At 36.2% G+C, this 25,900-nt stretch carries 25 protein-coding genes and 1 pseudogene; 21 read left to right on the top strand and 5 right to left on the bottom strand.

Going from position 1 to position 25,900, the window contains the following annotated elements; translation table 11 throughout:
- The first annotated feature begins 40 nt into the window (after positions 1-40).
- From OEZ61_RS03750 to OEZ61_RS03730, 5 genes are all read left to right on the top strand, one after another.
- Positions 41-964, top strand: coding sequence for a YitT family protein (locus OEZ61_RS03750; protein ID WP_198177979.1), 924 nt, complete (start codon positions 41-43; stop codon positions 962-964).
- A gap of 304 nt (positions 965-1,268) precedes the next feature.
- On the top strand, positions 1,269-2,660 hold the full coding sequence (locus tag OEZ61_RS03745; protein ID WP_054483809.1) for an amino acid permease: 1,392 nt from the start codon (positions 1,269-1,271) through the stop codon (positions 2,658-2,660).
- A gap of 40 nt (positions 2,661-2,700) precedes the next feature.
- Positions 2,701-3,639, top strand: coding sequence for a DMT family transporter (locus OEZ61_RS03740; RefSeq protein ID WP_198177981.1), 939 nt, complete (start codon positions 2,701-2,703; stop codon positions 3,637-3,639).
- Between the two features lie 164 nt (positions 3,640-3,803).
- The gene (locus OEZ61_RS03735; protein WP_034532436.1) at positions 3,804-4,745 is read left to right on the top strand and encodes a DMT family transporter; all 942 of its coding nucleotides are present in this window, start codon (positions 3,804-3,806) and stop codon (positions 4,743-4,745) included.
- 102 nt (positions 4,746-4,847) lie between these two features.
- Complete coding sequence (locus OEZ61_RS03730) at positions 4,848-6,587, top strand: hypothetical protein (protein WP_198177982.1); 1,740 nt, start codon at positions 4,848-4,850, stop codon at positions 6,585-6,587.
- Between the two features lie 15 nt (positions 6,588-6,602).
- On the opposite strand, the gene OEZ61_RS03725 is transcribed toward OEZ61_RS03730, so the two are convergent.
- Positions 6,603-7,298, bottom strand: coding sequence for a hypothetical protein (locus OEZ61_RS03725; protein WP_225349265.1), 696 nt, complete (start codon positions 7,296-7,298; stop codon positions 6,603-6,605).
- Positions 7,299-7,377: 79 nt separating this feature from the next.
- On the opposite strand from OEZ61_RS03725, the gene OEZ61_RS03720 reads away from it, so the two are divergent.
- Positions 7,378-7,689, top strand: coding sequence for a hypothetical protein (locus tag OEZ61_RS03720; protein ID WP_198177983.1), 312 nt, complete (start codon positions 7,378-7,380; stop codon positions 7,687-7,689).
- A 92-nt stretch (positions 7,690-7,781) separates the two neighbouring features.
- Here OEZ61_RS03720 and OEZ61_RS03715 read toward each other — a convergent pair whose 3' ends face one another.
- The gene (locus OEZ61_RS03715; protein WP_041153228.1) at positions 7,782-8,009 is read right to left on the bottom strand and encodes a hypothetical protein; all 228 of its coding nucleotides are present in this window, start codon (positions 8,007-8,009) and stop codon (positions 7,782-7,784) included.
- A 176-nt stretch (positions 8,010-8,185) separates the two neighbouring features.
- On the opposite strand from OEZ61_RS03715, the gene OEZ61_RS03710 reads away from it, so the two are divergent.
- Positions 8,186-8,710, top strand: coding sequence for a TetR/AcrR family transcriptional regulator (locus tag OEZ61_RS03710; protein WP_034530570.1), 525 nt, complete (start codon positions 8,186-8,188; stop codon positions 8,708-8,710).
- A gap of 116 nt (positions 8,711-8,826) precedes the next feature.
- Here OEZ61_RS03710 and OEZ61_RS03705 read toward each other — a convergent pair whose 3' ends face one another.
- The gene (locus tag OEZ61_RS03705; protein ID WP_034530568.1) at positions 8,827-9,024 is read right to left on the bottom strand and encodes a cold-shock protein; all 198 of its coding nucleotides are present in this window, start codon (positions 9,022-9,024) and stop codon (positions 8,827-8,829) included.
- Between the two features lie 565 nt (positions 9,025-9,589).
- On the opposite strand from OEZ61_RS03705, the gene OEZ61_RS03700 reads away from it, so the two are divergent.
- The 7 genes from OEZ61_RS03700 (at position 9,590) to OEZ61_RS03670 (ending at position 16,366) form a co-directional block, all read left to right on the top strand.
- Positions 9,590-10,591: an ABC transporter ATP-binding protein gene (locus tag OEZ61_RS03700; protein ID WP_198177984.1), complete on the top strand. Its 1,002-nt coding sequence runs from the start codon at positions 9,590-9,592 to the stop codon at positions 10,589-10,591.
- 2 nt (positions 10,592-10,593) lie between these two features.
- Positions 10,594-11,559: an ATP-binding cassette domain-containing protein gene (locus tag OEZ61_RS03695; protein WP_263506529.1), complete on the top strand. Its 966-nt coding sequence runs from the start codon at positions 10,594-10,596 to the stop codon at positions 11,557-11,559.
- 1 nt (position 11,560) lies between these two features.
- Positions 11,561-12,520: an ABC transporter permease gene (locus OEZ61_RS03690; RefSeq protein ID WP_034530562.1), complete on the top strand. Its 960-nt coding sequence runs from the start codon at positions 11,561-11,563 to the stop codon at positions 12,518-12,520.
- A gap of 12 nt (positions 12,521-12,532) precedes the next feature.
- The gene (locus tag OEZ61_RS03685) at positions 12,533-13,450 is read left to right on the top strand and encodes an ABC transporter permease (protein WP_140999856.1); all 918 of its coding nucleotides are present in this window, start codon (positions 12,533-12,535) and stop codon (positions 13,448-13,450) included.
- 68 nt (positions 13,451-13,518) lie between these two features.
- Entirely contained in the window at positions 13,519-15,309 is a 1,791-nt protein-coding gene (locus OEZ61_RS03680; RefSeq protein ID WP_160184819.1) for an ABC transporter substrate-binding protein, read from the top strand.
- Between the two features lie 173 nt (positions 15,310-15,482).
- Entirely contained in the window at positions 15,483-16,187 is a 705-nt protein-coding gene (locus OEZ61_RS03675) for an NAD(P)H-dependent oxidoreductase (protein ID WP_290046970.1), read from the top strand.
- Complete coding sequence (locus OEZ61_RS03670) at positions 16,187-16,366, top strand: hypothetical protein (RefSeq protein ID WP_034530555.1); 180 nt, start codon at positions 16,187-16,189, stop codon at positions 16,364-16,366. Before OEZ61_RS03675 ends, OEZ61_RS03670 begins: the two co-directional genes overlap by 1 nt.
- A 33-nt stretch (positions 16,367-16,399) precedes the next feature.
- Here OEZ61_RS03670 and thiD read toward each other — a convergent pair whose 3' ends face one another.
- A complete protein-coding gene (thiD, locus tag OEZ61_RS03665; RefSeq protein ID WP_041153051.1) occupies positions 16,400-17,200 on the bottom strand; it encodes a bifunctional hydroxymethylpyrimidine kinase/phosphomethylpyrimidine kinase in 801 nt (266 codons plus the stop codon).
- Positions 17,201-17,367: 167 nt separating this feature from the next.
- On the opposite strand from thiD, the gene OEZ61_RS03660 reads away from it, so the two are divergent.
- The 5 genes and pseudogenes from OEZ61_RS03660 to OEZ61_RS03640 all read left to right on the top strand — a co-directional run bounded on the left by OEZ61_RS03660 (position 17,368) and on the right by OEZ61_RS03640 (position 22,374).
- Positions 17,368-17,490, top strand: coding sequence for a hypothetical protein (locus tag OEZ61_RS03660; protein WP_257719910.1), 123 nt, complete (start codon positions 17,368-17,370; stop codon positions 17,488-17,490).
- 53 nt (positions 17,491-17,543) lie between these two features.
- Positions 17,544-18,209, top strand: a pseudogene (locus OEZ61_RS03655) (ribonuclease H family protein); the annotation flags it as partial.
- Positions 18,210-18,963: 754 nt separating this feature from the next.
- Positions 18,964-19,515: a sugar O-acetyltransferase gene (locus tag OEZ61_RS03650; protein WP_053792034.1), complete on the top strand. Its 552-nt coding sequence runs from the start codon at positions 18,964-18,966 to the stop codon at positions 19,513-19,515.
- Between the two features lie 233 nt (positions 19,516-19,748).
- On the top strand, positions 19,749-21,338 hold the full coding sequence (locus tag OEZ61_RS03645; RefSeq protein WP_290046982.1) for a BCCT family transporter: 1,590 nt from the start codon (positions 19,749-19,751) through the stop codon (positions 21,336-21,338).
- Between the two features lie 97 nt (positions 21,339-21,435).
- On the top strand, positions 21,436-22,374 hold the full coding sequence (locus tag OEZ61_RS03640; RefSeq protein ID WP_041153048.1) for a phosphoglycerate dehydrogenase: 939 nt from the start codon (positions 21,436-21,438) through the stop codon (positions 22,372-22,374).
- Between the two features lie 54 nt (positions 22,375-22,428).
- Here OEZ61_RS03640 and map read toward each other — a convergent pair whose 3' ends face one another.
- Entirely contained in the window at positions 22,429-23,223 is a 795-nt protein-coding gene (map, locus tag OEZ61_RS03635; protein ID WP_054608424.1) for a type I methionyl aminopeptidase, read from the bottom strand.
- Between the two features lie 151 nt (positions 23,224-23,374).
- Here map and OEZ61_RS03630 point away from each other — a divergent pair, with 151 nt between their 5' ends.
- Entirely contained in the window at positions 23,375-24,250 is an 876-nt protein-coding gene (locus tag OEZ61_RS03630; protein ID WP_290046964.1) for an alpha/beta hydrolase, read from the top strand.
- Between the two features lie 81 nt (positions 24,251-24,331).
- Positions 24,332-25,741, top strand: coding sequence for an MFS transporter (locus tag OEZ61_RS03625; RefSeq protein ID WP_248601097.1), 1,410 nt, complete (start codon positions 24,332-24,334; stop codon positions 25,739-25,741).
- The last annotated feature ends 159 nt before the right edge of the window (positions 25,742-25,900 follow it).

Genomic DNA, 25,900 nt, shown 5'->3' with positions numbered 1-25,900 from the left:
ATCATAATTGAAATAATAAACATTAAGAAGGTATAAAATTATGGAAAATATTTCATACGATAACTCAAAAAACGTTATTAATAAGCCGCTAGATTTCTTTTTACGTGCGATTATGTCATTAATAGGGGTTACCTTAATTGCTTTAGGTGCTGCCTTTATGCGCTCAGGACATGTCGGAATTGACCCATTCACAGCAATGAATGCAGGGATGGCTACCAAGTTAGGAACTTCATTGGGTTCATTTCAACTATTCGCTAACTTAGTATTATTCATTATCGTTTTAATTTTCGATCGTAAACAAATTGGGCTAGGAACCATCTTTAACATGGTCCTAGTGGGATATGAAATTGAATACTTCAGTACTTTTTACTCAATGATTTTCCCAGGAAAGATTAGTATTCCAATGATGATTTTCGATGCGCTTGTCGGTATTTTAGTGTTTACATTAGGTACTTCTATCTACATGGCTACCAAACTAGGGGTATCACCTTATGATGCATTAGCACCAATTATTTCAGAAAAGACCCACATCGAATACAGAAAGGTTAGAAGTGCTCAAGACATTATCTTCATGATTGTTGCCATTCTAGTATCCGGACCATTTGGAATTATGACCATCTTTACTGCATTCTTTGCTGGTTCATTGATTAGTTTCTGGAACAACACCGTTAGTCGTGAACTAATGACTCACATTGATCACTTCAGTCAAAGACCAAGTCTACACGATGCAGCCGGCGGACTAGTTAGTATAGGGAAACGTGGTTACGATATCGTAAGCAGCGCCTATAAAGATACCTACATTATGCAAAAGCAAATGTCTGGCTACACTAACACCGAGATTGAAGAATTGATTAAGAAAACTAACGATAATATGAGAAAAAATCAACAAGTCCAATTGATTCTTAATAAGCGTTTGGAATCATTAAACGCTGAATTAAAGGAAAGAAAAGATAAAGACAAATAAAAAAACTTGCATTCTCCATATATTTTCGGTAAGATTATTACAAATAAATGAACGAATAAAAATTGGAGGTTCAATCATGGCTGCTTGTTGTATTCTGACAATAAAACAAGATAATAATAATTTCTTCTTTAATCTGAACTAGTCGTTTAGTATAGTACGTAGAAGAGATTATTTCGCTATGAAAACTTCGGAAGCACTAGAAAAATGGCTGGTAAGCAGTTATTCTTTCTAGTGCTTTTTTTACCGCACTAGTTAGGAGAACTAGTGCGGTTTTTATTTATTCATGTAAAAAAGGGGGATTTTTATGAATATTCTGTCTAAGGTGAATCGTAAGACATCATTGGCTAAGTTCATCGATAGGGATCAAAATTTACAAAGAACTATCGGCACTAAAGATTTAATCATGATGGGAATCGGTGCGGTTATTGGTGCAGGGATTTTCGTAATACCAGGAACGGTTGCAGCTACAACTGCTGGACCAGGAATCATTCTCTCATTCATAATTGCGACAGTCGTATGTTCACTTTGTGCAATGTGTTATGCTGAATTTTCATCAGCATTACCGGTTGCAGGGAGTGCATACACATTCGGTAATGTTATCTTCGGAGAAATTACTGGATGGATTATCGGATGGGGATTAATTCTGGAATACATGCTTTCAGTAGCAACTGTTGCATCAAGTTGGTCAGCTTACTTACAATCATTACTGGCTAATTTCGGAATCCACATGCCAAAGGCCTTATCAGCTAACTATGATCCGAATCACGGCACATATGTTAACCTGATTGCGATTCTAGTAGTGTTATTGATTTCATGGATTTTAACTAGGGGTGTTAAATCATCCACACGTTTAAACGACATAATGGTTTTAGTAAAAATTGCGATCATTATTGTCTTTGTAGTTGCCGGGGCATTCTTTGTTAAGCCTACTAACTGGAACCCATTTATGCCATTCGGTGTTAGTGGGGTCTTCACAGGGGCTTCATTAGTATTCTTTGCTTACCTAGGTTTTGATGTTATTGCTGCCTCTGCAGGTGAAGTAAAGAACCCTAAAAAAACGATGCCTATCGGAATTATTGGGACATTAATTATTTGTACAATCTTGTACATACTAGTTTCAATTGTTCTTACAGGAATTGTACCTTATACAAAATTAAACGTTTCAGATCCAGTAACATTTGCACTACAAATGATTCACTTGGACAAACTAGGAATTTTAATTTCATTGGGTGCGCTAGCAGGTATGTTTACAATGATGGTAAACATGGTATTTAGTAGTTCACGTCTAATATACTCCATCGGTCGTGATGGACTTTTACCTAAAAACTTGAGTAAAATAGACACTAAGAAGAACGTTCCAATTCACAGTGTTATCTTTGTAACAATTGTGATCGCCCTAATGGGTGGGATTTTCTCACTAGATAAGCTAGCGAGCTTAGTTAATATTGGGACATTGATTGCCTTTACATTCATGTCAATTGGGATTTTATTCCTAAGAAGACGTAAAGACATTAAAAATGATGGATTCAAGGTTCCATTATATCCAGTCTTACCAATCGTATCTGCGATAGCTTGTGTATACCTATTAACACAACTACCACTTGATACATGGATCCTAGCGATCATCTGGTTTGCTGGAGGATTATGTATTTATTTTGGTTATGGAATTAAACATAGCCGTTCAAACAAATCATAATGACAATTTTGCCATTATGAATAAACGGGGAGTTTTATAAATGGAAAAACAACATACAACGACTGAAAACGTCATGAAAGGTATTTTCTGGTCTGCGATGGCTTCAACCCTATGGGGTTTCTCAGGAGTCATCATGCAATTCGTTGCTCAAAACGAAGCAGTTCCTACTCAATGGTTCATTTCAGTTCGTACATTATTTGCAGGTATTTTATTGTTAGCAATTGGTTCAATTCACGTTGGTAAACATGTTTTTGATGTTTGGAAGTCAAAAGAATCAATCATTAGATTATTTATCTACGCAATTTTTGGTTTAGCAGTTAACATGTCAACTTTCTACGTAAGTATTCAAGAAGGTAACGCTGCTACTGCCACAATCCTACAATACTTAGCACCAATCTTTATTGTTCTATATGGTTTAGTATTCATGAAGAAAAAGCCTCTAAAGGCTGATGTTATTTCATTCTTACTAGCTTTAGTAGGGGTGTTCTTGATTATCACTAACGGTCACATTGGTGAACTATCTGTTCCATTTACTGCCGTTATCTTTGGTTTACTATCAGCTGTTTCAGCTGCCGTATACTACTCAGTTCCAAAGCCACTATCAAAGGAAAACTCACCATTCGTTGTTCTAGGTTGGGGTACTTTGATTGCTGGTATCGGTTTTAACGCATACCACCCATTCTGGACTGATGCTCCTAAGATCACACCAGGTATCGTTTTAGGTATCGGTGGAGTTATCTTAGTTGGTACTATCTTCGCATTCTCAGCTGTTCTATACAGTTTGAAGTTTGCCCCATCAGAAGTTTCAAGTATCGTTGATGCCGTAGAACCAGTGGTTACTATCATCTTAAGTATGATTGTATTCCACTTGATTCCAACACCAATCGAAGCACTTGGTGCAATCATCATTATCGTATCTATCTACTTCCTACAAAGATCTCACCAAAAGAGAGATAAGGACGACCCAGATATTAGATAGTTTGTATAAAAAAAGTTATCGAAAAGACCGTTTTTACGTATTATTTCGTGGAAATGGTCTTTTTCTATTTTCAAGCTTTCTTACTTGTGATATCTTTTTAATATAGGTTTCAAGTAAGAAAACTTTACATCTACTGGAATTATAGCTTTATATGGGGTGAAAATATGGAAAACGAAACAGGCCTTTTAGAGACTAATGTCATGAAAGGTATCTTCTGGGCTTTCTTAGCTTCAGCACTTTGGGGTGTTTCAGGTACAATTCTTCAATTCGTATCTCAAACAGAACATTTGGAAGCTAACTGGTTCTTATCAACTAGAACCATGATCTCTGGAATTGTGTTATTAATTATTTCTGCAATTGTTTATAGAGGACACATTTTCAATGTTTTTAAGTCATGGAAATCATTCATTTGTATCGTGGCTTATGGGGTGTTTGGTCTAGGTGCCAATCTATACACTTTCTACATGAGTGTACAAACTGGTAATGCCAATGCATCAACTATTTTGCAATACTTAGCACCATTATTTATTCTGTTGGGATCAATCATCTTCCAACACAGAAAACCATTACCAATTGACATCATGGTTTTCGTAATTGCTTTGGCAGGGGTTGTATTATCTCTAACTAAGGGTGATTTCTCATCACTTTCAATTACTCCTGCATCATTAATCTGGGGAATTTTATCTGGTGTAACTGCAGCGCTATACGTTGTGCTTCCACGTCCAATCGTTGGACAAAGTTCACCAATGGTAATTCTAGGTTGGGGTACTCTAATCGCCGGAATTATCTTTAACTTAAAACAACCAATCTGGGTGCACATGCCACATCTAACTACTGGTATCGTATTCGGAGTTGGTGGAATTATTCTATTCGGAACAATTCTTCCATTCATGCTATTGCTACATGCTTTGAATTTTGCACCATCAGAAGTTGTTAGTCTAGTTGACGCAACACAACCTGTGGTTACTTTTATTTTAAGTATTATCTTCTTCCAAATTTCAATTAGCTTTATTGAAATTGTCGGTGCGGTTCTAGTTATTTTAGCAATATTCATTTTACAAAAGTCACATCGTAAATTAACGATTGATAAACATAGCGAAGCTTAAAAAATATTGATATTACACTAAGAAGCGGCCTAATTTTAAGGTTCGCTTCTTTTTTATGTGTTAATATTGAACTTGTAAATTATATTTTAAGGAAGAATATCGATGAAAAAAGCGATTAAATTTTGGCCATACATGACAATCTTCTTGGTTGCAGTGTTAATAATGTTGCCACAAATCGTGACCGGATCATATATTTTAGGGGTCGACTCTATTTTCCATATGAATCGATTCTACGATGCGGCGATGCAACTAAAAACTGGCCATTTAAGTTACTTTATATCCATTTATGGATACCAACAGTCAGGAAGAATTATTAACGCTTTATATGGGCCATTAGCGGCTTATTTTAATGGTTTAATTCTCCTGATTGCCGGCAATTGGGTAAGATATCAGATTGTCGCTTCATTGTTAACGTTATGCGTTAGTGGAATGACAATGTATAGCCTAGCAATGAGAACTCACATTAAGAAAATATATGCACTCTTTGTCGGAATTGCTTACATGTCATCTTATTTGATCATGGGATGGGTTGTAGGGATGCAATTCACAGGATGGGGTGCTGCCTTATTACCTTGGTTACTAGCTGCTGGTTTTGACATGGTTGATTACAAATCAATCAACATATTAAAACTAGCGATTCCGATGTCGATTCTGTTGCAGACTCATATGCTGAGCAGCTTGACTGGTGCATTGGCACTGGTTCCAATGTTTACCTATGGTGTAATTCATAGTGGTGAAAAACTAAAAATGTGGCGTAACGCCATCTTGTCAGTTTTACTAACATTGTGTTTGACAGCAAACGTTTGGTACGGAATGATGCAAATTTCATTCACCAACCACGCGTTAGGGGTGGCCCCACAACTTGATATGTATGAAGACTCGGTTGCTTTGTTTGGTAAGAACGTCTTCGTATTACCACCAATTTATTCAATTGGCTTTATCATTGTGGCGATTTACTTTGCGATTAACTTTAAAAAGATTAGCTCATCTAGAAAGATTATCTTTATTACTGGATTATTCTTCATGTGGATTTCCTCTGTGTTATTCCCATGGGGACCACTAGACAAGAAGTTTCCAAGTATTTCATACCTAATTCAAATGCCACGTCGTTTTGTCGTAATTCCATTCATCTTGCTATTAATCTGTGCAGGAATCATGATTAACGACACTTCAAAGAAAGAATGGATTAACTCATTTAAGAACTACGCGTTGTTGATTTTAACCTTCTTCATTATCTACGATGCGGGTGGACCAGTGAGAAAGGGTGTGCACTACTTCTTCTCACCTAAGGTAGTTCAAAACGATTACAACCTTCATTACCAAACGACCGACACTAATGACATCAGAGATAGTTTGTCATCTAAAGACACTGGTGCCGTTCTTAAGATGTTAACGAAGGCAACGCCGGATTACTTGCCGGTGCAATACAAAATGACCGCCTATAACTACTTTGATTATCATCCATATGGTAATTATGGTGATCAAATCATCAATTATAAGGGTGAGGTCGAAAAGACAATTAAACGAAATGGGCACTTATTGTTAACATGGGATAATGACTCAGACGACAACAAGTCGATGCAGTTACCAATCTTTAAGTATGACGACACTAAGCTGATTTTAAACGGTAAGCACATTAGCAATGTTAAGCAAACCCAAATCGGTAGTGTGATTGTTAATTCAAAGCCTGGCCATAACAAACTCGAAATTTACTATCACGCAACACCAATCCTACTAGCTTTACTATGGGTTACTGTATTTAGTTGGATGGGATTGATTGCGGGAATTGTGATTTATCTAATTCTAAGATGGAAAAAACATATAAAAAGAAGCGCTTCGTAATGAAACGCTTCTTTTTTATTTTTCGAAATGTTTTTGAATTTGGGTATTAATGTTTTCGTTATGCTTTAGAGATGGGAAAACATACTTATCAGCGGTTTGAATCAAGACGCCGTTAAATGCGATTGAGAACAAAGTCCCGATGCTTACAGAGTAAATACGGTGTAAGAAAATCGCACAGATTAAAATGATTGTGATAGGTGGTGCGAAGTCCAATAGTTGTGACTTGATGGCACTACCGTTTAGGTAATCGAAACGAAGAATATTGGTGGTATCATCGTTTGGATGCATGAAAATGTTGGCACGTTGGTATAGTGAGATGGCTGTGCAGAAGCAACAAACCCCAATCAATGCCATTGGCACTCTGATGTATAGTGATAGGTGATTCCAACCTAATGATTCAAAGTAGTTGGTAAAGATTTGAATGAATGAGCTGAAGAAGATAATGAAGATGACTTCTTCAACAAAACGTAAGACATCAATGTGTTTAATCAAGATTTGATTGGTCAAAGCATTGATGATTCCAAATGTAAAAATCATAATTCCAACGTCGACACCGAACAATTGATGAATGTTTACACATGCGGCGGTCCAGATACCGGAACCACAGCCGGATACAATTGTAAGAGCGTTTCCGAAGGCGTTTAATAATAGCCCAAAGATTAATGCTATAATTCTTGTTTTTAATGTATTAACAGATCGAATAACGATCATCTCCTAAAGTGAATTAAGTAACTTAATGATATCACATATAGCAGTGTAATTATGGTAAAGTATAAGAAAGGTGATTGATATGAAGGGTAAATATGAAGTAAATCGATATATTGGTGTTGTGGTTGATGAAGACCAATCAGGCCAATATATAATTAAGAAGGACGACAAGGGTGAATTTAAACTTCACGATTGGCGAACCGGGAAGCATACCAAGGGTAAATTCAAGGGCATCGGTCAATTGTTCCTAACTGAAAACAACATGTTAGTGGCAGTTGTCGACTATGAACCTGTGAAGTTCAAGGATCGTCATGAATTTACACCATTGCAAAGATTTACCAGTGAAGTCCTAAGCGATGAACAATTAAATGAAGCTAAAAAAAGACTTGATTAGTATCAAGTCTTTTTTGTGGCGTTGTTATAACCAGTTGAGCTTATTAATAAGTAAGTTGAGCTTTGTTAAGCGTCGAAATTAATAGCAAATGCTTACTTCTTTAGAAGTTTTTCAGCGTTTGCTGCTACTTCATCATTAGACATGTCTAGGTAAGGGTGCATCTTAGCTTCAGTGGCCATGGTGTCCTTGCCATCTTCTTCCATGTAGTGATTCCATAAAGCATCACGAACAGGTGTAGTATCTTCTGACCAATCGAATTCCTTGTTCATTGGTGTGTCCAATACTCTTTCTCTATCGTTTACTTTTTGTTCAGCAGTCATTGCCATAATAAATTTCCTCCTTATTTTTAAAGCTCAACTACATTATAATTCTTATATTTTTATTTGTTAAAAATTATGCTTTGGTAATTTATCAAAAGTAAAGAAGGGCGACTTAACTTGCATTTAAACCCGATTTCGTATATATTCATAAATATACTGAAGTGAGGCAAAAGTTTATGAGAGATAAATTTGCAACAAAGAATAAAATTGTTAATGGAATGTTCGAACTACTTAAGACCACGCCATTTGATGAAATTAATGTGAAAGATATCTGTGCACAAGCTGATGTTTCACGAATGACGTATTATCGAAATTTTCATAATAAAAAAGATATTATTATTTATAGATTTGATAGCTCATTTACTACGTTCATCCAACGTCTAGCATCAAGTCAGTCACATAATCTAACTGATATCGCAACCATCTTCTTCGAACTTGTCAAAGAGGATCAAGACATGATGGAAATGATTATGAAGAATGATTTATCAATGATCTTATTAGAACGACTAAAATACTATATTTCCGACTTGATTGATGAAAATGTTTTGGAAACCAGGGAAGAATCTTCCAAGATGTTAGTTTCATTAATTGCAGGAGGATTAACTGAAATCATTATTACTTGGACTGAGGATGGAATGAAGGAACCAATCCAATCATTGGTAATCTTCGTCTCTAAGTACATGCATTTCAAGATTAACTAACTTCCTATCATAAGTGATAGGGAGTTTTTTATTTTTCAAACAATAAAAAAACACCCGAGAAAATCTCGGGTGTTTTTGATCTCTTTTTAAACTAAAAGTTAACTAAGAGGTTATCCTTATGCAGGAGTAACGTTAGCAGCTTGTGGTCCACGGTCGCCGTCTTCAACGTCCAATGTAACCTTTTCGCCTTCTTCTAGAGTCTTGAAACCTTCTTTGTTGATAGCTGAGAAGTGAACGAATACGTCACCGTCTTCAGTAGTGATAAAACCGTAACCTTTATCAGCGTTGAACCATTTAACAGTACCTTGTTTCATAATATGAAACCTCCTTGCACATATCGTGCGTTTTAAAATTCTTAATGTATCAAAAGCCTGAATCAAGGGGTCATTTCATAAAACTATAAAACAAGTAACCTTAACAATCGAAACTATGTAACACATTGGTAATAATATACCCGAAATATGGGGGGATGTCAACTAATATCAGAATAATAATTTTATTTATTTTTAATAATAGATATCGTGTATAAACTGTTGATATAAAGGCATTTTTGAGCATTAACATATCTTCAATTCTTAAAAAATGACAAAAAAATTTTAAAAAAATAATTTTAAAATATACGAACAATTATAATTTTTTAATGACTAATGTGCGCATTTGATCATTAAAACATCTAAAATACTTTCATTTGATCTTTTATCATCATAATCTAATTTAATACTAATATTAAAAAATGTAATACATCTTGATATATGCTGTTTTAACAGTGGTTTTATAAGGTTGAAACAATATAAACATAAAAAATGTTATAAATGCCCTTGATAAATATTATAAAATGATTAGAATGTTTAACAACATAGAAATTGGGGTGTTGCAGTTATGAATGATGAAACATTATTATCGATTCGCGATTTGAATACTAGTTTTAAGATAAACAATAAGTATTATCCTGCAATTAAGGATATAAATTTAGATGTTTGTAGAGACGAGACATTAGCTATTGTTGGAGAATCTGGTTGTGGAAAGTCTACACTTGCTCAAACAGTCATGGGATTATTAAATCAGGATGATTCAAAGTCGTCAGGAAAAGCTGATTTTCTTGGAACTAATCTAATTGGATTAAGTGAATCAAAGATTAATGAAATTAGAGGAGTGAAAATCGGAATGATTTTCCAAGACCCTCTATCAGCCTTAGATCCACTTAAAAGAATTGGAGATCAAGTTGTAGAAACCCTTATTTACCACACCAATGATAATGCTGAAAAAAGAACTAAAAGAGCAATATATTTATTACATAAAGTTGGAATTCAAAATCCAGAAAGGATTATTCATGAATTTCCACATCAACTATCTGGTGGAATGAGACAGAGAGTGGTGATTGCTATGGCTATTGCTTGCGAACCAGATTTAATCATTGCTGATGAGCCCACCACGGCTCTTGATGTGACAATTCAAGCTCAAATATTAGATTTACTTAAAGATATTCAAAAGGAAAATCATTGTGGAATTATCATAATTACTCACGATTTAGGTGTAGTAGCTGAAATTGCTGATAGCGTTGCTGTTATGTATGCTGGACAGATAGTCGAATTAGGAACAGCTATCCAGGTATTTAATAAACCGACTCACCCATATACCAGATCGTTATTTAGAGCTATCCCTCAAGATGATTCTGATTCAGATGAATTATATGTTATTCAAGGAAGTGTACCTTCGTTAGTGAAGATGCCAACTCATGGTGATTTATTTGCTCCAAGAATTCCTTGGGTTAAAGCAGAAAATCATGAAGATAATCCAAAAATGCATAATCTAGGTGGTGGACATTTTGTTCGTTGTACATGCTATAAGCATTTTAAATTTCCTGATGGGTGGGGTGAATGATTATGGAAAAACAAAAACCAACTATATTAGAGGTTAAAAATTTAAAGGTTCATTTTCCTATAAGAGGTGGATTCTTTAATAGAATCATAGATAACGTTAAAGCTGTTGATGGTGTTTCGTTACAAATTCAACGAGGTGATACATACGGATTAATCGGAGAATCTGGTTCAGGTAAATCAACAACCGGTAAAGTGATGGTAGGTTTACAAGAAGCCACCTCTGGACATTTGTATTACCAATATACAGACGTTACTAAACGTAAAGATAGAAAAAAGATTAACTATAATCGAGAAATTCAGATGATTTTTCAAGATCCTGAATTGAGTTTAAATCCTGAAAAGAGAATATACGATATTATTGCTGAGCCGCTTAAGAACTTTGAACACCTAAGCAAAAAGGATGAAAAATTAAAGGTTATCAAACTTTTAAACATTGTTGGTCTTGGCACTGAAGCAATGTATAAATATCCACATCAATTTTCTGGTGGACAACGTCAAAGAATTGGTGTTGCAAGGGCGGTAGCTACAAATCCTAAGTTGATTATTGCTGATGAACCTGTATCAGCTCTTGATTTATCAGTTCAAGCTCAAGTGTTGAATTTTATGAAGAAAATTCAAAAGGAATTTAATATTTCATATTTGTTTATTTCTCATGACTTAGGGGTTGTACGTCATATGTGCAACAAGATTGCAATTATGAATCGTGGACAAATCGTAGAAGTTGGTACGAGGGATGATATTTATAATCACCCATACCACATTTACACAAAACGATTACTTGCTTCTATTCCCAAGGCAGATGTTAATAATCGTGAGAAGAACCGCAAACATAGATTAGAAGTTGAAAAATATTATCACGAAAAACAAAAAGAATTTTATGATGAAAACGGAAAGCCACTTCCTTTGATTAAAATTTCTGACACTCATTTTGCTGCTGTGCCTGAAAAAATAGCAATGGGGGAACAATAATATGTGGAAGACAATTTTACGAAGAATTTTAATAATGATTCCAGAGTTAATTATTTTGAGTGTGATTGTTTTTATTATCTCAAAACAATTACCGGGGGATCCTTTTACTGGATCGATTAGCCCTAAGACTTCACCCGAACAATTACATCACTTGATGAAATTAAATGGATTATACGACCCGTGGTATCAACAATATTGGAATTGGGTTGTTCATCTATTCCATGGTGATTTAGGTACTAGTTATGAATACCAAGAACCGGTAAGTGCATTGATTGCATCTAGAGCGGTTAACACATTCTGGCTTGCGCTTCTAACTATGATAATGACATACGCAATCGGGTTACCACTTGGTTTATATGCTGGACGTCATGAAGGTAAGCTACAAGATACTTTGGTAAGAATCTACTCATACATGACAATGTCAGTACCATTTTTTGTTGTATTGGTATTAGGATGTTGGATTTTTGGCTATGGCTTAAATATCTTCCCAACTACCGGATCAGTATCACCAACGGCTAATGGATTCTTCCCGGTACTATTTTCTAGACTTTATCACATGATTTTGCCTGCTACATTAGGTGCTTTATTTGCTACTTCCGGAATAACTCAATACCTGCGTTCGGGCGTGATAGATGCTAAGAATTCTAATTATGTCAAAACGGCCAAGGCCAAGGGAGTTTCAACGAAAAATATCTACAAACATCATATTTTACGTAATGCCTTACTTCCTATTGCTGCATTTGCAGGGTATTCAATTACGGGATTATTGGGCGGATCATTGTTCACTGAACAAATCTTCTCTTACCCAGGAATGGGATTGCTATTTTTAAATGCAGTTAACTTTAGAGATTACACAGTTATGACAGCTTTAGTCTTACTTTATGGCTTCTTAAGCTTACTAGGTACATTGTTGTCTGATATAGCTCTTAGCGTAATTGATCCAAGAATTCGTGTTAAATAGGAGGTGTGCATAATGAATGAAGTAAATTTAGAAGAATTAGAAAAACAGGCCAAAGAAAATTCTGCAACATCATCCTTAAGACTTATGATTAACGAATTTAAGGCTGATAAAATTGCTTTAATTTCGTTAATACTTGTTGTTGGATTTATTTTATTTACCGTAGTGGGTAGCTTCTTTATTAATCAAAATAATTTGATGGCTACAAATATCATGGGATATTTTGCAAAGCCATTCACTCCGGGATATTTGCTTGGAGGAGATGCTGGAGGTCGTTCAATTGCGGGCCAACTTATTATTGGATCTCGTAATTCGATATTAATTGCGATTGGATTAACAATAATCTCTTCATCTTTTGGGGTTTGTTACGGATTGATTTCAGGATATTTTGGTGGAATCACAGATTTGAGTATGCAAAGGGTATATGATTTTATGATGATTATTCCTGCTTTTATGATAATTATTGAAATTGTTAATATTATTCCTTCATACAATGCGATTACGTTAACATTAATTCTGTCTCTATTTTATTGGATGGGAACATCGAGATTAATTAGGGCACAAACTCTATCTGAAGTTAATAAAGATTACGTATTAGCATCCAAAGCCTCTGGAACATCGACTTTAAAGATTATTTTTAGAGAAATCATGCCTAATTTATCGTCTTTAATAGTTGTCGATACTACATTATCTTTCGCTGAAAACATTGGTGTAGAAACAGGATTATCATATTTAGGTTTTGGTTTGCCGAATGGAACTCCATCCTTAGGAACACTTATTGCTAATGCAAACGATGCGGATAATATTACTGTTTACTGGTGGACATGGCTATTTGCCACAATTGAAGTTGTTATTTTATGTTTAGCCATTAGTTACATTGGTGCTGCACTTAGAAGATCTACTAATTCAACACAGCGCCGAAGTGATAAATAATTAAATTTAGATAATAAAGGAGGTGAGTTGTTTAGTAGTATTTTAATTAAATTTTTGGAGGTTTTTTTATGAAAGTGTATAAAAAAATGGTTGTAGCAGGATTGACAATGTTTTCTGCTATTGCCTTAGCAGCATGTTCAAATGATAATTCAGATGTTAAGTCTGGTTTTAAACCATCCGTTAAGATGGCTGATTCCTATAACAATACAAGTAAGAGTTCTTCTACATACAATAACGGAACCCTAAAAGTTGCAGAATATAATTCAGCACCATTTGCGGGAATTACTTCTGAAACGTTGCAAAATAATGCTGAAGATGGTGATGTGTATTCTCCGGGAATGGTGAAATTATTTAATGTTGATAACAACAACAAGATTATTGATGGAGGATTAGCCAATCTAAAACTTGATAAAAAATCGATGACAGCAACAATTACAATTAATTCAAAAGCCAAGTGGTCGAATGGATCAAAGGTGATTGCTCGTGATGTTGAATATCCTTATGAAATTATCGGCGCTCCAGATAGCCCTTCTCAACAATACACTGAAGATATGAATGCTATTAAAGGTATGGCTGAATACCATGCAGGAAAAGCAAAGACAATTTCTGGAATTACCATGCCAAAAGGTGAAAAAGGAAATGTAGTTGTTATCCACTACAGCAAGTTTGCTCCATCACTACAATATATTGGTAATAGCTACATGTGGTCGTCAATTGAACCATATGAACATATTAAGAACGTGCCAATCAGTAAGCTAGCTTCTTCATCTGAAGTTAGAAAAAATCCAATTTTTGCTGGACCATATAAACTTTCCAAGCAAGTTACAGGTGAATCAACCTCATGGGTTCCAAACAAATATTACTACGGAAAGAAAGCTCAAATTAAACACATTACCATCCAAGTGGTTAATCCAAGCAACTTCACGAGTTCATTGAAAGCAAAACAATATGATTTTGCTCAGAGTGGAGGAGTAAATACACAATATCCACAAGTAAAACAACTAAAAGATTACAAAGAAGTTGGAACAATGGGTACAAGTTATGATCTATTAGGATTTAATGTTGGCCACTTTGATTCGAAGAAACAAGAAAATGTCATGGATAGTAATATGAAGATGGGTAATGTCAAATTAAGACAAGCTATGATGTATGCATTAGATATTGGCGCTCTAAGAAAGAAATTTGATAATGGGCTATCTTGGCTACCAAATTCAGTTATTTCACCATATTACAAGAAATACTACAACTCTAAGACTCCTCGTTATACTTTGAATATTAGTAAGGCAAATAAACTATTGGATGAAGCTGGATACAAGAAGAAGGGTAAATGGAGAGTTCAACCAAATGGCAAACCTCTTGTAATTAACTTTGGTGCCCAAACAGGTACCTCAGCTTCTGAAGCACAATCCAGTTACTATCTACAACAATGGCATAAGATTGGTTTGAATGTTCAATATGCGAGTGGTAGACCAATGGAAATGAACAAGTTGTACTCAATTCTTTTGAAGCCAAAACAAGATCAAGTAGATGTTTTTGAAGCTGGATTCTCAACTGGCTCTGAACCTACTCAAACTTCTTTCTATGGAGCAAGTGCAGGTTTTAATATCGGTCACTTTGCCACTGCAAAGAACACTGAATTGCTAAATAACATGAACAATTCAAAGTCATGGAATGATGAATACAGACAAAAGCAGTTCAAAGAATGGCAAACGTATCTACAAGAACAAGCTGTTTATGTTCCTGTATCAATGTCATTATCTTGGACACCTGTTAACACTCGTGTTAAAGGATATAGTGCAAGAAATGATGACAATGAATTTTGGAGTAACCTTCAATTAACATCTTCAAATCCAGAATAATCATTATTTGTTTTTTAAGCATGAGATAAATTAACCTTGTAATCGGGTCCCCCAATACCTAGGTTACAAGGAGATTTATCCTCGCAAAAACACCATTATGTGTAATTCATAATGGTGTTTTTTTATTTATAAATCATTTAAAATAGTGTTATTAAAGAAACGAGGGAACGAATATGAAAACTTTGGTGTTAGTATCACATCCTGAATATGATAATTCAATGACCGAAGCATTCTTAAAACAATGTCAGTCTGATATTGAAAATGTGGATTGGGTCGTTTTAGATAATATCCAAACAGAATTTACTTTCGATAAAGAACAAGAACAACAAAGATTAACACAATATGATCGTATTTTATTTCAATTCCCAATGTATTGGTATAGTGCACCAGCATTGATGAAGAAGTATGAAGACGATGTCTTTACCAAGAACTTCATCGCCTATGAACAAGAAGGGAAATTGAAGGGCAAAGAAATTGGTATCATCACGACATTGGGTGATCCAATCAAGGACTACCAGGTTGGTGGTAGGGAAGGTTTTAGTATCTCTGAATTGTTGAAACCATACCAAGCAATTGCGCAACGTGGCCAAATGAAATTCTTGAAGCCGTTTGTCATTTCACAGTTTGCCTACATGACCGATGCTCAAAAACAAAAACTCTTAATTGATTACCGTAGTTATTTAACCAGTGATAACTTCGACAGCTTTACCAGTTTACAAAAATGGTACATCGACCAACTAACCGATTTAAAGGAATCCTTAGACGAGAACAAGCAAGCTAGAATGGATATCCTAATCGATTATCTTCAATCTAATTACGATCAATTGGACGAATTAAAATGGGAAATTGATTTAATCAAGAAGGAGGATGATGAATAATGGCTAGTCAAAACGAATGGTTGGACCAACAAATCGAAGAACTAAAAAAAGATGAAACTAGTTTTAAATTATTATCCTTCCTAGATGGGATTAAAGATATTAATAAGGAACAACAAAAAAGACTCCAACAAGCCCAAGATGAATTGGACGGTAGAATGTGGAGTCCTGATAAATGGTAATAAAAAAGACCCGCTTATGCGAGTCTTCTTTTTTTATTGTGCCCAGTGATTAATTGGACCAAATTTGTGAGCAACTGAAATTTCGTTCTTAATTGCCTTGTCGACATAGTCGTCAGCAATTCTGATAGCGTCGGCGATGGAAGTACCTTTAGCAATTTCAGATGTGATGGCTGCTGATAGAGAATCACCAGTACCGTTCTTATGTTCTGTATGGTAGTAAGGTCCTTCAATCCAGAAGTCTTCTCCGGATTCTAGTAGGACGTAATCTTTAACGACGTCTGTTTCACCAGCGACGTGTTTACCTTTAATAATAACGTTTTTAGCGCCTAAATCGCGAAGCTTTTTGGCGGCAACCTTGGTGTCTTCGTCTGAGTTAATTTCCATGTCAGCTAACTTTTGTGCTTCATAGAAATTAGGGGTCAAGACTGTGGCTAAAGGAATTAATTCTTCCTTCAAAGTGTCGTAAGCGGCTTGTTCAAGTAACATAGCACCATGCTTAGTCATGATTACAGGATCTACAACTAATGGACCAAAATCGTATTTCTTGTAGTTTTCAACTACAGTACGAATAAGTTCAGCATCGGCTAACATTCCTGTTTTTGATGCTAAAATCTTAAAGTCATCAGCTAAGTCTTTGAATTCTTGGTTGATGAATGAAACTGGCATAGAGACACTGTCATGAATACCAAATGAGTTACCTGCAACACACGCTGTAATTACGGAAGCACCGTAAGTATGATGCATAAAGAAAGTATGTAAATCGGCTTGCATTCCTGCACTTCCATCACTGTCTGAACCTGCAATGGTTAAAACTTGGGGAAAATCATTTGTCATAAAATTGCCACCTCTTATTATTAAATTGAAGTTATTTTAACACAAACTTGTAAATTGTAAACAATATCGATATAATAATGAGTGAATAATTCTAATTTGCGTTAGGTACCGTCTTTATATTATAATGGTACTAATTAATTTATGGTTAACAGGAAGGGGTGTCTCTAGTGAGAATTTGTCATCCAAATGGTGTTCAAGGACGTCGTCCAATCAACAACAACAAGCGTAACAAGAAACAAAAAGAAGTTGCTGACTTACAAAAATTCTTGAAGTCAAAGCCTGCTAAATAATCTTTTGGACTCAGATTTTCTGGGTCTTTTTTTGTACATAAAAGGAGAAAAAGATGGCTAGTAAATTTTATGCAGTAAGAAAAGGAAAAAAGCCCGGTATCTATAGCACTTGGGACGAATGTAAAAACCAAGTCAACGGTTTTCCCGGCGCCGAATATAAGAGCTTTAAGACTCAATCAGAAGCTAAGGCCTACATGGGGTTAAGTCAACCTGCCAAGAAGGCTGCACCTAAGATGGCCAAGAGTGGATCAATCACACTATACAGTGACGGTGGTTCTAGAAACCACGGAAACAAGCTCGGCCAACACGTTAAGGATGACGACAAGGCCGCCTGGGCGTATTTAATTTTGCGCAATGGTAAGAAATATTATGCCTCTGATGGTGAATTCGGTGCTACAAACAATAAAATGGAAGTCTTAGGGCTAGTTAACGCCTTACAGTACATCATAGACCAAGGATGGCAAAACGAGTCTATTGACGCTATATTGGACTCCAAGTACGTCTTAGATTCAATCACTAAGGGATGGCTAAACTCATGGCGTCGACGTGGCTGGAAAAAAAGTGATGGAACAGTCATCAAAAATAAGAATGAATTTATGCAACTATCCGCACTACTAGGCCAATTTAAGCACTTAAACTTTAAATGGACTAAGGGTCATGCAGATAACTCTGGAAATAATTTTGTTGATAAACTTTTGAACGAAAAAATGGATGATATGAAATTAAATCAACCGAACAAGACAATCGTTCACTCGACATTTGAACAACCAAAACCAGCAGAAAAAAGTGTCGAAGAAGTCGTTAAACTATATGCACACGGTAAGCATATTAACGCTTCTGGTTTAAACCAATACGTTGCCGCAAATGGTCCATCTGTTTGGGCCTATTGCATCGACTTTGATGGTGAACTAACATCCAATAGTGGTGGAATGCAGGGTATTAATAATTCCAAGATGCAATTGGTATCAGTTATCAATGGTTTGAAGAAGTTAGTTGAACTGAATCTAAACTCAAAACAAGTTGAGGTGATCACACCTTCCTTGTACATTTCACAAACTATCAACGATGGAAAGCTTGCGTACGCCAAAGCACATGATTGGCAAAGTTTTAACGGTGAGGTCATCACCAATGTCGATGAAATCAAACAATTGGCCGCTATTTTAGATGAATTTAAAACCATCAAATTTGTGAATGCTAGTTTTGATAATGGTGACAATGCAATCACTACAGTTCAACAGTTGTTAGACAATGAAGTTCGAGAGATTGCTCCTGATTTAGCCGAAAAACTGGCAACAAAGCAAAAGGTGGAAGAATCAAAGCCTAATCCAAAACAACTCGAAAAGGCCAAGGAATACATCGATAAGGATAAATCCGTATCGGACATCGAGAAGAGCCTTCGCGATTTAGGCTTTTTTGATAAATAATTTCATATGATACAATAATAATTGAATAAGTTATGAAAGCTGGCAAAATATGAAAACAGAACGTGAAAAAATGACGGCAGGAGAACCTTATCAACAATACGACGAAGAGTTACAACAAAGACGTAGTGTTGTTAGAAAAGAGTTAAGCGCCATTAATTCACTATCAGATAATAAAGAACAAAACCAACGACTAGCCAAGTTACTTGGCGACAGTGGTAAGAATCTATGGATTGAAACCGGCGTTGAATTTGATTATGGATACAATATCCATGTCGGAGACGACTTTTATGCCAACTACCACTTAACATTGTTGGACACATGCCCAATCACAATTGGAGATCATTGTTACTTCGGTCCAGACGTTGGATTGTACACACCGGTACATCCATTGGATCCGGACCAAAGAAAGGCCGATGTTGAAATGGGAAAACCAATTACCATCGGTGATAATTGCTGGCTAGGAGGACATGTGACTGTATTGCCCGGTGTTACATTGGGTGAAAATGTTGTCGTAGGTGCTGGATCAGTTGTCACCAAATCATTTGGGGACAATGTGGTCATTGTTGGTAATCCAGCTCGTGTTATTAAAACGGTCAAATAGGAATTAAAATATGCTTTTCAAACGCCCGTGCGGCCACATTTTACATAAATTGTTATTTGTGTATAATATAATTGAAATGCAAAAATAATTCGAATTTAATTTGTATAACCTTAGAAAAGCTGTGCAGATGGTCATTCGTTATATACGAATCACTTATTTGTGCAGCTTTTTGTGTTTAATCTCAGAGGAGGATTATTATTTTTAAAAGTAAAAATATCGACAAGCTCGTCTTTATTCCTACTGTCGTATTATTTTTAGGGGTTTCAGTATTTTTGATAATTGGTGGTTCTTCACTACAAGGACTCCTTAACAACGTATTGAACTGGGTAACCAGCAATATGGGTTGGGGATACATGTGGATTTACATCATCAATTTCTTGTTTTTTGTATATTTGATGTTATCAAAGTATGGCAATATTCGTTTGGGTGAACCAACGGATAAGCCGGTGTACAAGAACTTCCAATGGGGTTCAATGGTCTTTGCGACCGCCATCGATGCCAGTATTTTAATGCTTAGCATGGTGGACCCATTGAGATACGTTCAACATCCAGAAGGATCTGTTAAACCATATTCAGTGACTGCTTACAATTTAGCTCACATGTATGGTCAATATGATTGGGGTCCAATGGCTTGGTTGATGTTTGCGGCACCCACGATTGCTATTGGTTATATGATGTATAACAAGAAACGCAAAATTCAATCTCTAAGTGATGCGATTACCATCTTAGATGGTGAAAAACTTTGGCAAAGCATTGCCAGAAAAATCGTCAACCTACTAGTAGTATTTGGAATCATGGGAGGGGTAGGAGCCTCCGTAGGTTTGGAAATCCCAATCATTTCCAAAGTTCTAAGTTCTTTAACCGGAATTCCTGACAATCTAAATATGAAGCTAGGATTATTCTTGGTATTATTTATTATCTTTGCACTAACTGTCTTTAAGGGACTAAATGGTGGAATTGATAAGTTAAGTAATGCCCACATCTGGACCGCTATTATTTTCCTAGCAATTGTCTTGCTAGTTGGTCCAACCGTATACATTCTAAATTCAGAAACAAACAGTGTCGGATTATTGATTCAAAAATTCATTCCAATGAGTATGAATACCGTGCCAAACGGTCGTCCTGGTATTGCCCAACAAGAAACCATTTTCTATTGGGGTTGGTGGTTATCATACATGCCATTTATGGGACTATTCATTGCTAAGATTTCCAAGGGACGCACAATCAGACAGATCGTCATGGGGATGCTTACCTATGGTGCTTTGGGATGCATGAGTTTTTATGCCGTCTTTGGTGGTTACTCACTATGGCTACAAAAGACCGGAACATTGAATTTAACTCATATCTTAAATACGCAAGGCCAAGCCGCTGTGATTTCAGCTGTTCTTGGAACCTTACCTATGAAGTATGTCATGTTTGCATTTTACTTTATTTCCTGTTTTATCTTCTTGTCAACCACGATTTCATCGTCAGCATTCGTGCTTTCTTCATTTACCAGTTTGCCACTTGGTCCTGGTAAAGAACCTAGTCGTGTTAACAGAATGACCTGGGTAGTTGTATTTATCCTATTCTCATTCAGTTTAGTTGTCGTTGGGGGATTTGAGACAGTTCAAACGTTCTGTACCTTAGCCGGGTTCCCGTTGATGTTCGTCTGCATCTTGATCATTATGTCAGTCTTTAAGATGATTAAAAATGATCCTACCGTAATTAGAAATCCCAGATGGACACCACGTCGTGGGAAGAAACCAGTTACTGTTGAACGAAAGAGTGCCATTAAGGGTAAACTAATCCTATGGCCAAAAAACACAATTAATAGACATTAAAGTCGCTAAAAGCCACTAATGGATATAAAAAATCCATGTAGTGGCTTTTTTTGTGATAATATTTATATGTTATAAAAAATGAGGAGTTGAAGAGAAAATGGCTAAAAAAGTAATTATTCCTAAAGAATTTGCTCATTATTTAGGCGAACCACTTAGGGATTATGGCTTTGAAGTAGTGGAATTAGAAGATCAATACGCAGACTCTCTACTTCAACACAAAGATGCTGATGGAATGGTGCTTAATGCGACTCCATTAAGCAATGACACTATCGACCAAATGCCTAACCTAAAGGTTATCGCACGTTTTGGTGTGGGATACGATAATGTCGATTTAAACCACTGTAAGGAACGTGGAATTTACGTTACCAACACACCTGGTGGAAATGAAGTGGCGGTTGCTGAATGTGCCGTTACCGATATTTTAATTTTATCTAAGAATCTATACACAGTTTCTCAAAAAATGCATGAAGGTGATGACTCATACGCATTCCATCACCCATCACACGATATTAAGGGTAAGACAATTGGGATTGTTGGTTATGGAAACATTGGTCAACAAGCTGCCAAGATGCTTTCAGGTTTCGGAGTTAAGACATTAATCTGGAACAGAAGCCCTAAAACTTCTGAATACGGTGAATTTGTTGAATGGGATGAACTATTCAAACGTTCTGATTTCGTTTCACTACATCTACCAGCAGTGAAGGGAACTATCGGTTCTGTTAACAAAGACACATTCAAGATGATGAAAAAATCAGCATTTATCGTTAACTTTGCCAGAGGTGCAGTGATTAACGAACAAGACATGATCGAAGCCTTAAAGTCCGGTGAAATCGCCGGAGCAGGTCTAGATGTGTTCGAGAAAGAACCACTTCCAATGGACAGTGAACTAAGAAAACTACCAAACGTCTTCATGACTCCACATAACTCAGGATTCTCAGTGGAATCATTTACTAAGATTTCTAACATGGCAAGTAGTGAAGTAAACCACGTGCTAAAGGGTGAAAAGCCTGAATACTGCGTTAACGGTTTGAACTAATTCAACCAAAATAAAAACCCCGTAAGAATTATCTTACGAGGTTTTTTTTATTTATTATAGTTTGTACTTTTCGTCGATGTCGTCGCCTTGAGAGGTTAGAATCTTTGGACCATCTTTGGTAATTGCAATGGTGTGTTCGTATTGAGCTGAGTTAGTACCATCTGATGATACGTAGTAAGTCCAGTCGTCTTTAGCATCGTATCTGTCAGTGATTTCCCAAGTTCCTAGGTTAACCATTGGTTCAATGGTAATGGTCATACCTTCCTTTAGACGTAGACCCTTACCAGGTTCACCATATGCAGGAACGTTTGGTTGTTCATGCATAGTAGGTTGTATTCCGTGACCGATTAGTTCACGAACGTCACCCATGTGGTTTTGATTTTCGATGAAGTCTTGGCAAGCAAAACCAATATCACCTAAACGATTACCAACAACGGCTTGGTCAATGCCGCGGTATAGAGCTTCCTTACATACATCCATTAACTTTTGGTCTTCTTCTGAAATGTTTCCCACTGCATAAGTCCAGCAAGAATCACTTTCAAAACCATCCTTGTTAACGGTCATATCAACTTTAACAATGTCACCATCTTTAAGCTTTAGGCCCTTACGTGGAATTCCGTGAGCTACTTCGTCGTTAACAGAAACACAAGTAGCAAACTTGTAGCCTTCAAAACCTTTTTCTGATGCCTTTGCACCATGTTCAGTGATGTATTTGTCAGCAAATTCTTCGATTTCCCAAGTGTCTAGACCTGGTTTGATCATGTCACGTAAGCCAAGGTGAACGCCAGCTAATACTTCACCGGATTTGGCCATCATTTCGATTTCGCGTGGTGATTTAAGTGTAATCAAAATAAATTCTCCTTTATTCGTTCATATTTAGTCTATACCTATAATCTACTACAAATTACTAGATTTGGCTAATTAATGCACATAATTATAGATGTAAATTTTGTGATTTTCTAGTATGATAGAGAGTAGAAGAAAAGAGAGGAGAATCATCTTGAGTAAAACAGCTAAGACCAATATTATTTTGATTATTGTGACATTGATTGTCGCATTTTTCGCAGTTTTCTTTGCGATTAGAAGTGACAACCTATTAATGTCTCGATCATCTAGAGGTGGTCAAAACACACCAACATTGTATGTCCACGGATTGGGTGGATCTAGAAGATCTACCAATCACTTGGCAACAATTGCATCACGTGATGGAGGTAACCGTTCATTAGTCATCCTAGTGGATAAGGACGGAAAAATTGATTACAAAGGAAAACTTCAATTAAATACCAGAAAGCCAATTATTCAAGTTATTTTCCAAAAGAAGTTCACACCAGTTGATAAACAAGTTAGCTGGTTACACGAAATTCTATTGAAACTAAGAGATCACTATGGATTTAAGTACTACAATGCTGTTGGTCACTCTACCGGGGCCGTTACTATCTTAGATACAGCTGCTAAGTACGATAAAGATGAAGACATGCCAAAGCTACAAAAGTTTGTTTCAATCGCCGGACCATATGACGGGGTCATTAAGTTAAGTAGCATGGGAACAGATAATTATGTTGATTCACAAGGTAAACCAATGATTTACTCAGAATCAAACAAGTGGTTCCCATCATATCAAACACTATTAAATGATTGTAAGAACTTCCCTAAGGATGTATCAGTACTAAACATCTACGGAAACGACAATTCAAAACAAGATTCAGACGGTGTTGTATCAGTGGCTTCAGCGAAGTCCTTGAAGTACTTGATTGGTAAACGTGCTAAGAACTACGAAGAAATCCCAGTTAATGGGGTCAATGGTCAACACAGTCGTTTGCACCACAACATCTTCGTTGATCACATTATCGCAAGATTTCTGTTCGACGAAAATTAAGCAAAGCAAAATAGTTTACTTATTTAACCTAAATCTATAAAATAGAAAAAGTATTAAATTATAATGATTCTAAATTAGGAGATGAAGGTTTTGAAGAATTACGATTTAAATGGTAAACCATACAATCGTTTTTTGTTCGTCATTGTATTACTTTTGGGTAGTTTTACAATGTCAATGAGCCAATCATCAATTTCAACCGCTTATCCTACCTTAATGAGCTCATTTGGAATTGATGCTTCGACTGTTCAATGGCTAACAACCGGATTTATGCTAATCATGTGTGTCATGATGCCGGTTAGTCCATGGTTACTTAACAATGTTAAGTTTAAGCAATTATTTTTATTGATTTTAGCAATTTTTGATATCGGAACTTTGATTGTGGTAGCAGCGCCTAACTTCCCAGTAATGATGTTAGGTCGTGCAATGGAAGCAATCGCTGTTGGTATCTTGTTCCCATCATACCAATCAGTGTTGTTATACATTACACCGGAAGAAAAAAGGGGGACTACCATGGGATTTGCTGGCCTAATCATGGGTTCAGCACTTGCTTGTGGTCCAATTCTTTCAGCAATCGTTCTCCACTTCTCAGCATGGCGTGGATTGTTCATCGTCTTTGCCGTTATCATTTCAGTTCTATTTGTAATTTCACTATTTGCAATTAAGAATGTCATGCCACAAAAGGAAAGTCACCTAGACTTCCCATCAGTTATCCTATCAGTCGGTTTGATTGGTATCCTATACGTGGTTAACATGATTGGTAAGACCAACATTGATTTGACTGCAGCCATTATCATCTTGGTTGTAAGTATCTTAATGGTAGCAATGTTTGCAATTCGTCAATTCAAGATGGATCAACCACTACTACAATTAAGAGTATTGAAGGACTTTAACTACGACCTATCAGTTGGTTTAACCGGTGCTTCATACATTGCCTTAATTGTTGTGACAATCATTTTCCCACTTTACTACCAAGACGTATTGGGAGTAAGCAAGACCGTTTCTGGTTTAGCGCTAGCTCCTGGTGCCATCGTATTGAGTTTGTTAAACCCATTGACTGGTAAGTTAGCAGATAAGATTGGTTTCAAATCAACCATGCTAACAGGGATGTTCATGATTCTAGCCGGATGGTTAGTATTGAGTATCACCGGTGCCACACTGGGTCTAGTTCCAATGATGGTAATTGCAGCAATCATTGAAGGTGGAAACGCCTTTGTGATGATGCCAGCCGTTACAATGGGTGCTAACTCATTACCAAAGGATTTAATCTCAGATGGTACAGCGGTTATTTCAACATTTAGACAAATTCTTGGATCAACCGGTGTCTTGGTTGCTACCTTGATTTTATCTAACGTGATGAACAACAACATTGCTAAGGGAATGAGCCATGCAATTGCCCAAATGGGTGGTTTCCATGTCGTCTTCATTACATTCTTTGTGATTGAACTATTCGGTTTAGCAATGGCATTAATGCTTAAGAACACTAAGAAATAAAACCTAAATAAAAAGGCCTGACGTTTGTCAGGTGAACTGAACCCCTTGAGTTGGAGAAATCTAACCTAAGGGGTTCTTTTATGTTTTCTAAAGAATTAAAATTAGCTGCCATTAAAGATTATTATAATGGTTTAGGATTTACAAAAATTATTAATAAGT

Source organism: Apilactobacillus sp. EABW-1NA (genome assembly GCF_030398685.1).
Taxonomy (GTDB): Bacteria; Bacillota; Bacilli; order Lactobacillales; family Lactobacillaceae; genus Apilactobacillus; species Apilactobacillus waqarii.
This window is presented reverse-complemented; position numbering and strand designations above follow the sequence as displayed.

Excerpts from the sequence above, each read along its gene's own strand:
- OEZ61_RS03670 (WP_034530555.1), top strand. The coding sequence starts at position 16,187 with ATGGCTAGTCAAAACGAATGGTTGGACCAACAAATCGAAGAACTAAAA.
- OEZ61_RS03750 (WP_198177979.1), top strand. The coding sequence starts at position 41 with ATGGAAAATATTTCATACGATAACTCAAAAAACGTTATTAATAAGCCG.
- OEZ61_RS03700 (WP_198177984.1), top strand. The coding sequence starts at position 9,590 with ATGAATGATGAAACATTATTATCGATTCGCGATTTGAATACTAGTTTT.
- OEZ61_RS03735 (WP_034532436.1), top strand. The coding sequence starts at position 3,804 with ATGGAAAACGAAACAGGCCTTTTAGAGACTAATGTCATGAAAGGTATC.
- OEZ61_RS03650 (WP_053792034.1), top strand. The coding sequence starts at position 18,964 with ATGAAAACAGAACGTGAAAAAATGACGGCAGGAGAACCTTATCAACAA.
- OEZ61_RS03720 (WP_198177983.1), top strand. The coding sequence starts at position 7,378 with ATGAAGGGTAAATATGAAGTAAATCGATATATTGGTGTTGTGGTTGAT.
- OEZ61_RS03690 (WP_034530562.1), top strand. The coding sequence starts at position 11,561 with ATGTGGAAGACAATTTTACGAAGAATTTTAATAATGATTCCAGAGTTA.
- OEZ61_RS03740 (WP_198177981.1), top strand. The coding sequence starts at position 2,701 with ATGGAAAAACAACATACAACGACTGAAAACGTCATGAAAGGTATTTTC.
- OEZ61_RS03640 (WP_041153048.1), top strand. The coding sequence starts at position 21,436 with ATGGCTAAAAAAGTAATTATTCCTAAAGAATTTGCTCATTATTTAGGC.
- OEZ61_RS03695 (WP_263506529.1), top strand. The coding sequence starts at position 10,594 with ATGGAAAAACAAAAACCAACTATATTAGAGGTTAAAAATTTAAAGGTT.
- OEZ61_RS03745 (WP_054483809.1), top strand. The coding sequence starts at position 1,269 with ATGAATATTCTGTCTAAGGTGAATCGTAAGACATCATTGGCTAAGTTC.
- OEZ61_RS03625 (WP_248601097.1), top strand. The coding sequence starts at position 24,332 with ATGAAGGTTTTGAAGAATTACGATTTAAATGGTAAACCATACAATCGT.
- OEZ61_RS03685 (WP_140999856.1), top strand. The coding sequence starts at position 12,533 with ATGAATGAAGTAAATTTAGAAGAATTAGAAAAACAGGCCAAAGAAAAT.
- OEZ61_RS03725 (WP_225349265.1), bottom strand. The coding sequence starts at position 7,298 with ATGATCGTTATTCGATCTGTTAATACATTAAAAACAAGAATTATAGCA.
- OEZ61_RS03710 (WP_034530570.1), top strand. The coding sequence starts at position 8,186 with ATGAGAGATAAATTTGCAACAAAGAATAAAATTGTTAATGGAATGTTC.
- OEZ61_RS03705 (WP_034530568.1), bottom strand. The coding sequence starts at position 9,024 with ATGAAACAAGGTACTGTTAAATGGTTCAACGCTGATAAAGGTTACGGT.
- OEZ61_RS03730 (WP_198177982.1), top strand. The coding sequence starts at position 4,848 with ATGAAAAAAGCGATTAAATTTTGGCCATACATGACAATCTTCTTGGTT.
- OEZ61_RS03715 (WP_041153228.1), bottom strand. The coding sequence starts at position 8,009 with ATGACTGCTGAACAAAAAGTAAACGATAGAGAAAGAGTATTGGACACA.
- thiD (WP_041153051.1), bottom strand. The coding sequence starts at position 17,200 with ATGACAAATGATTTTCCCCAAGTTTTAACCATTGCAGGTTCAGACAGT.
- OEZ61_RS03675 (WP_290046970.1), top strand. The coding sequence starts at position 15,483 with ATGAAAACTTTGGTGTTAGTATCACATCCTGAATATGATAATTCAATG.
- OEZ61_RS03680 (WP_160184819.1), top strand. The coding sequence starts at position 13,519 with ATGAAAGTGTATAAAAAAATGGTTGTAGCAGGATTGACAATGTTTTCT.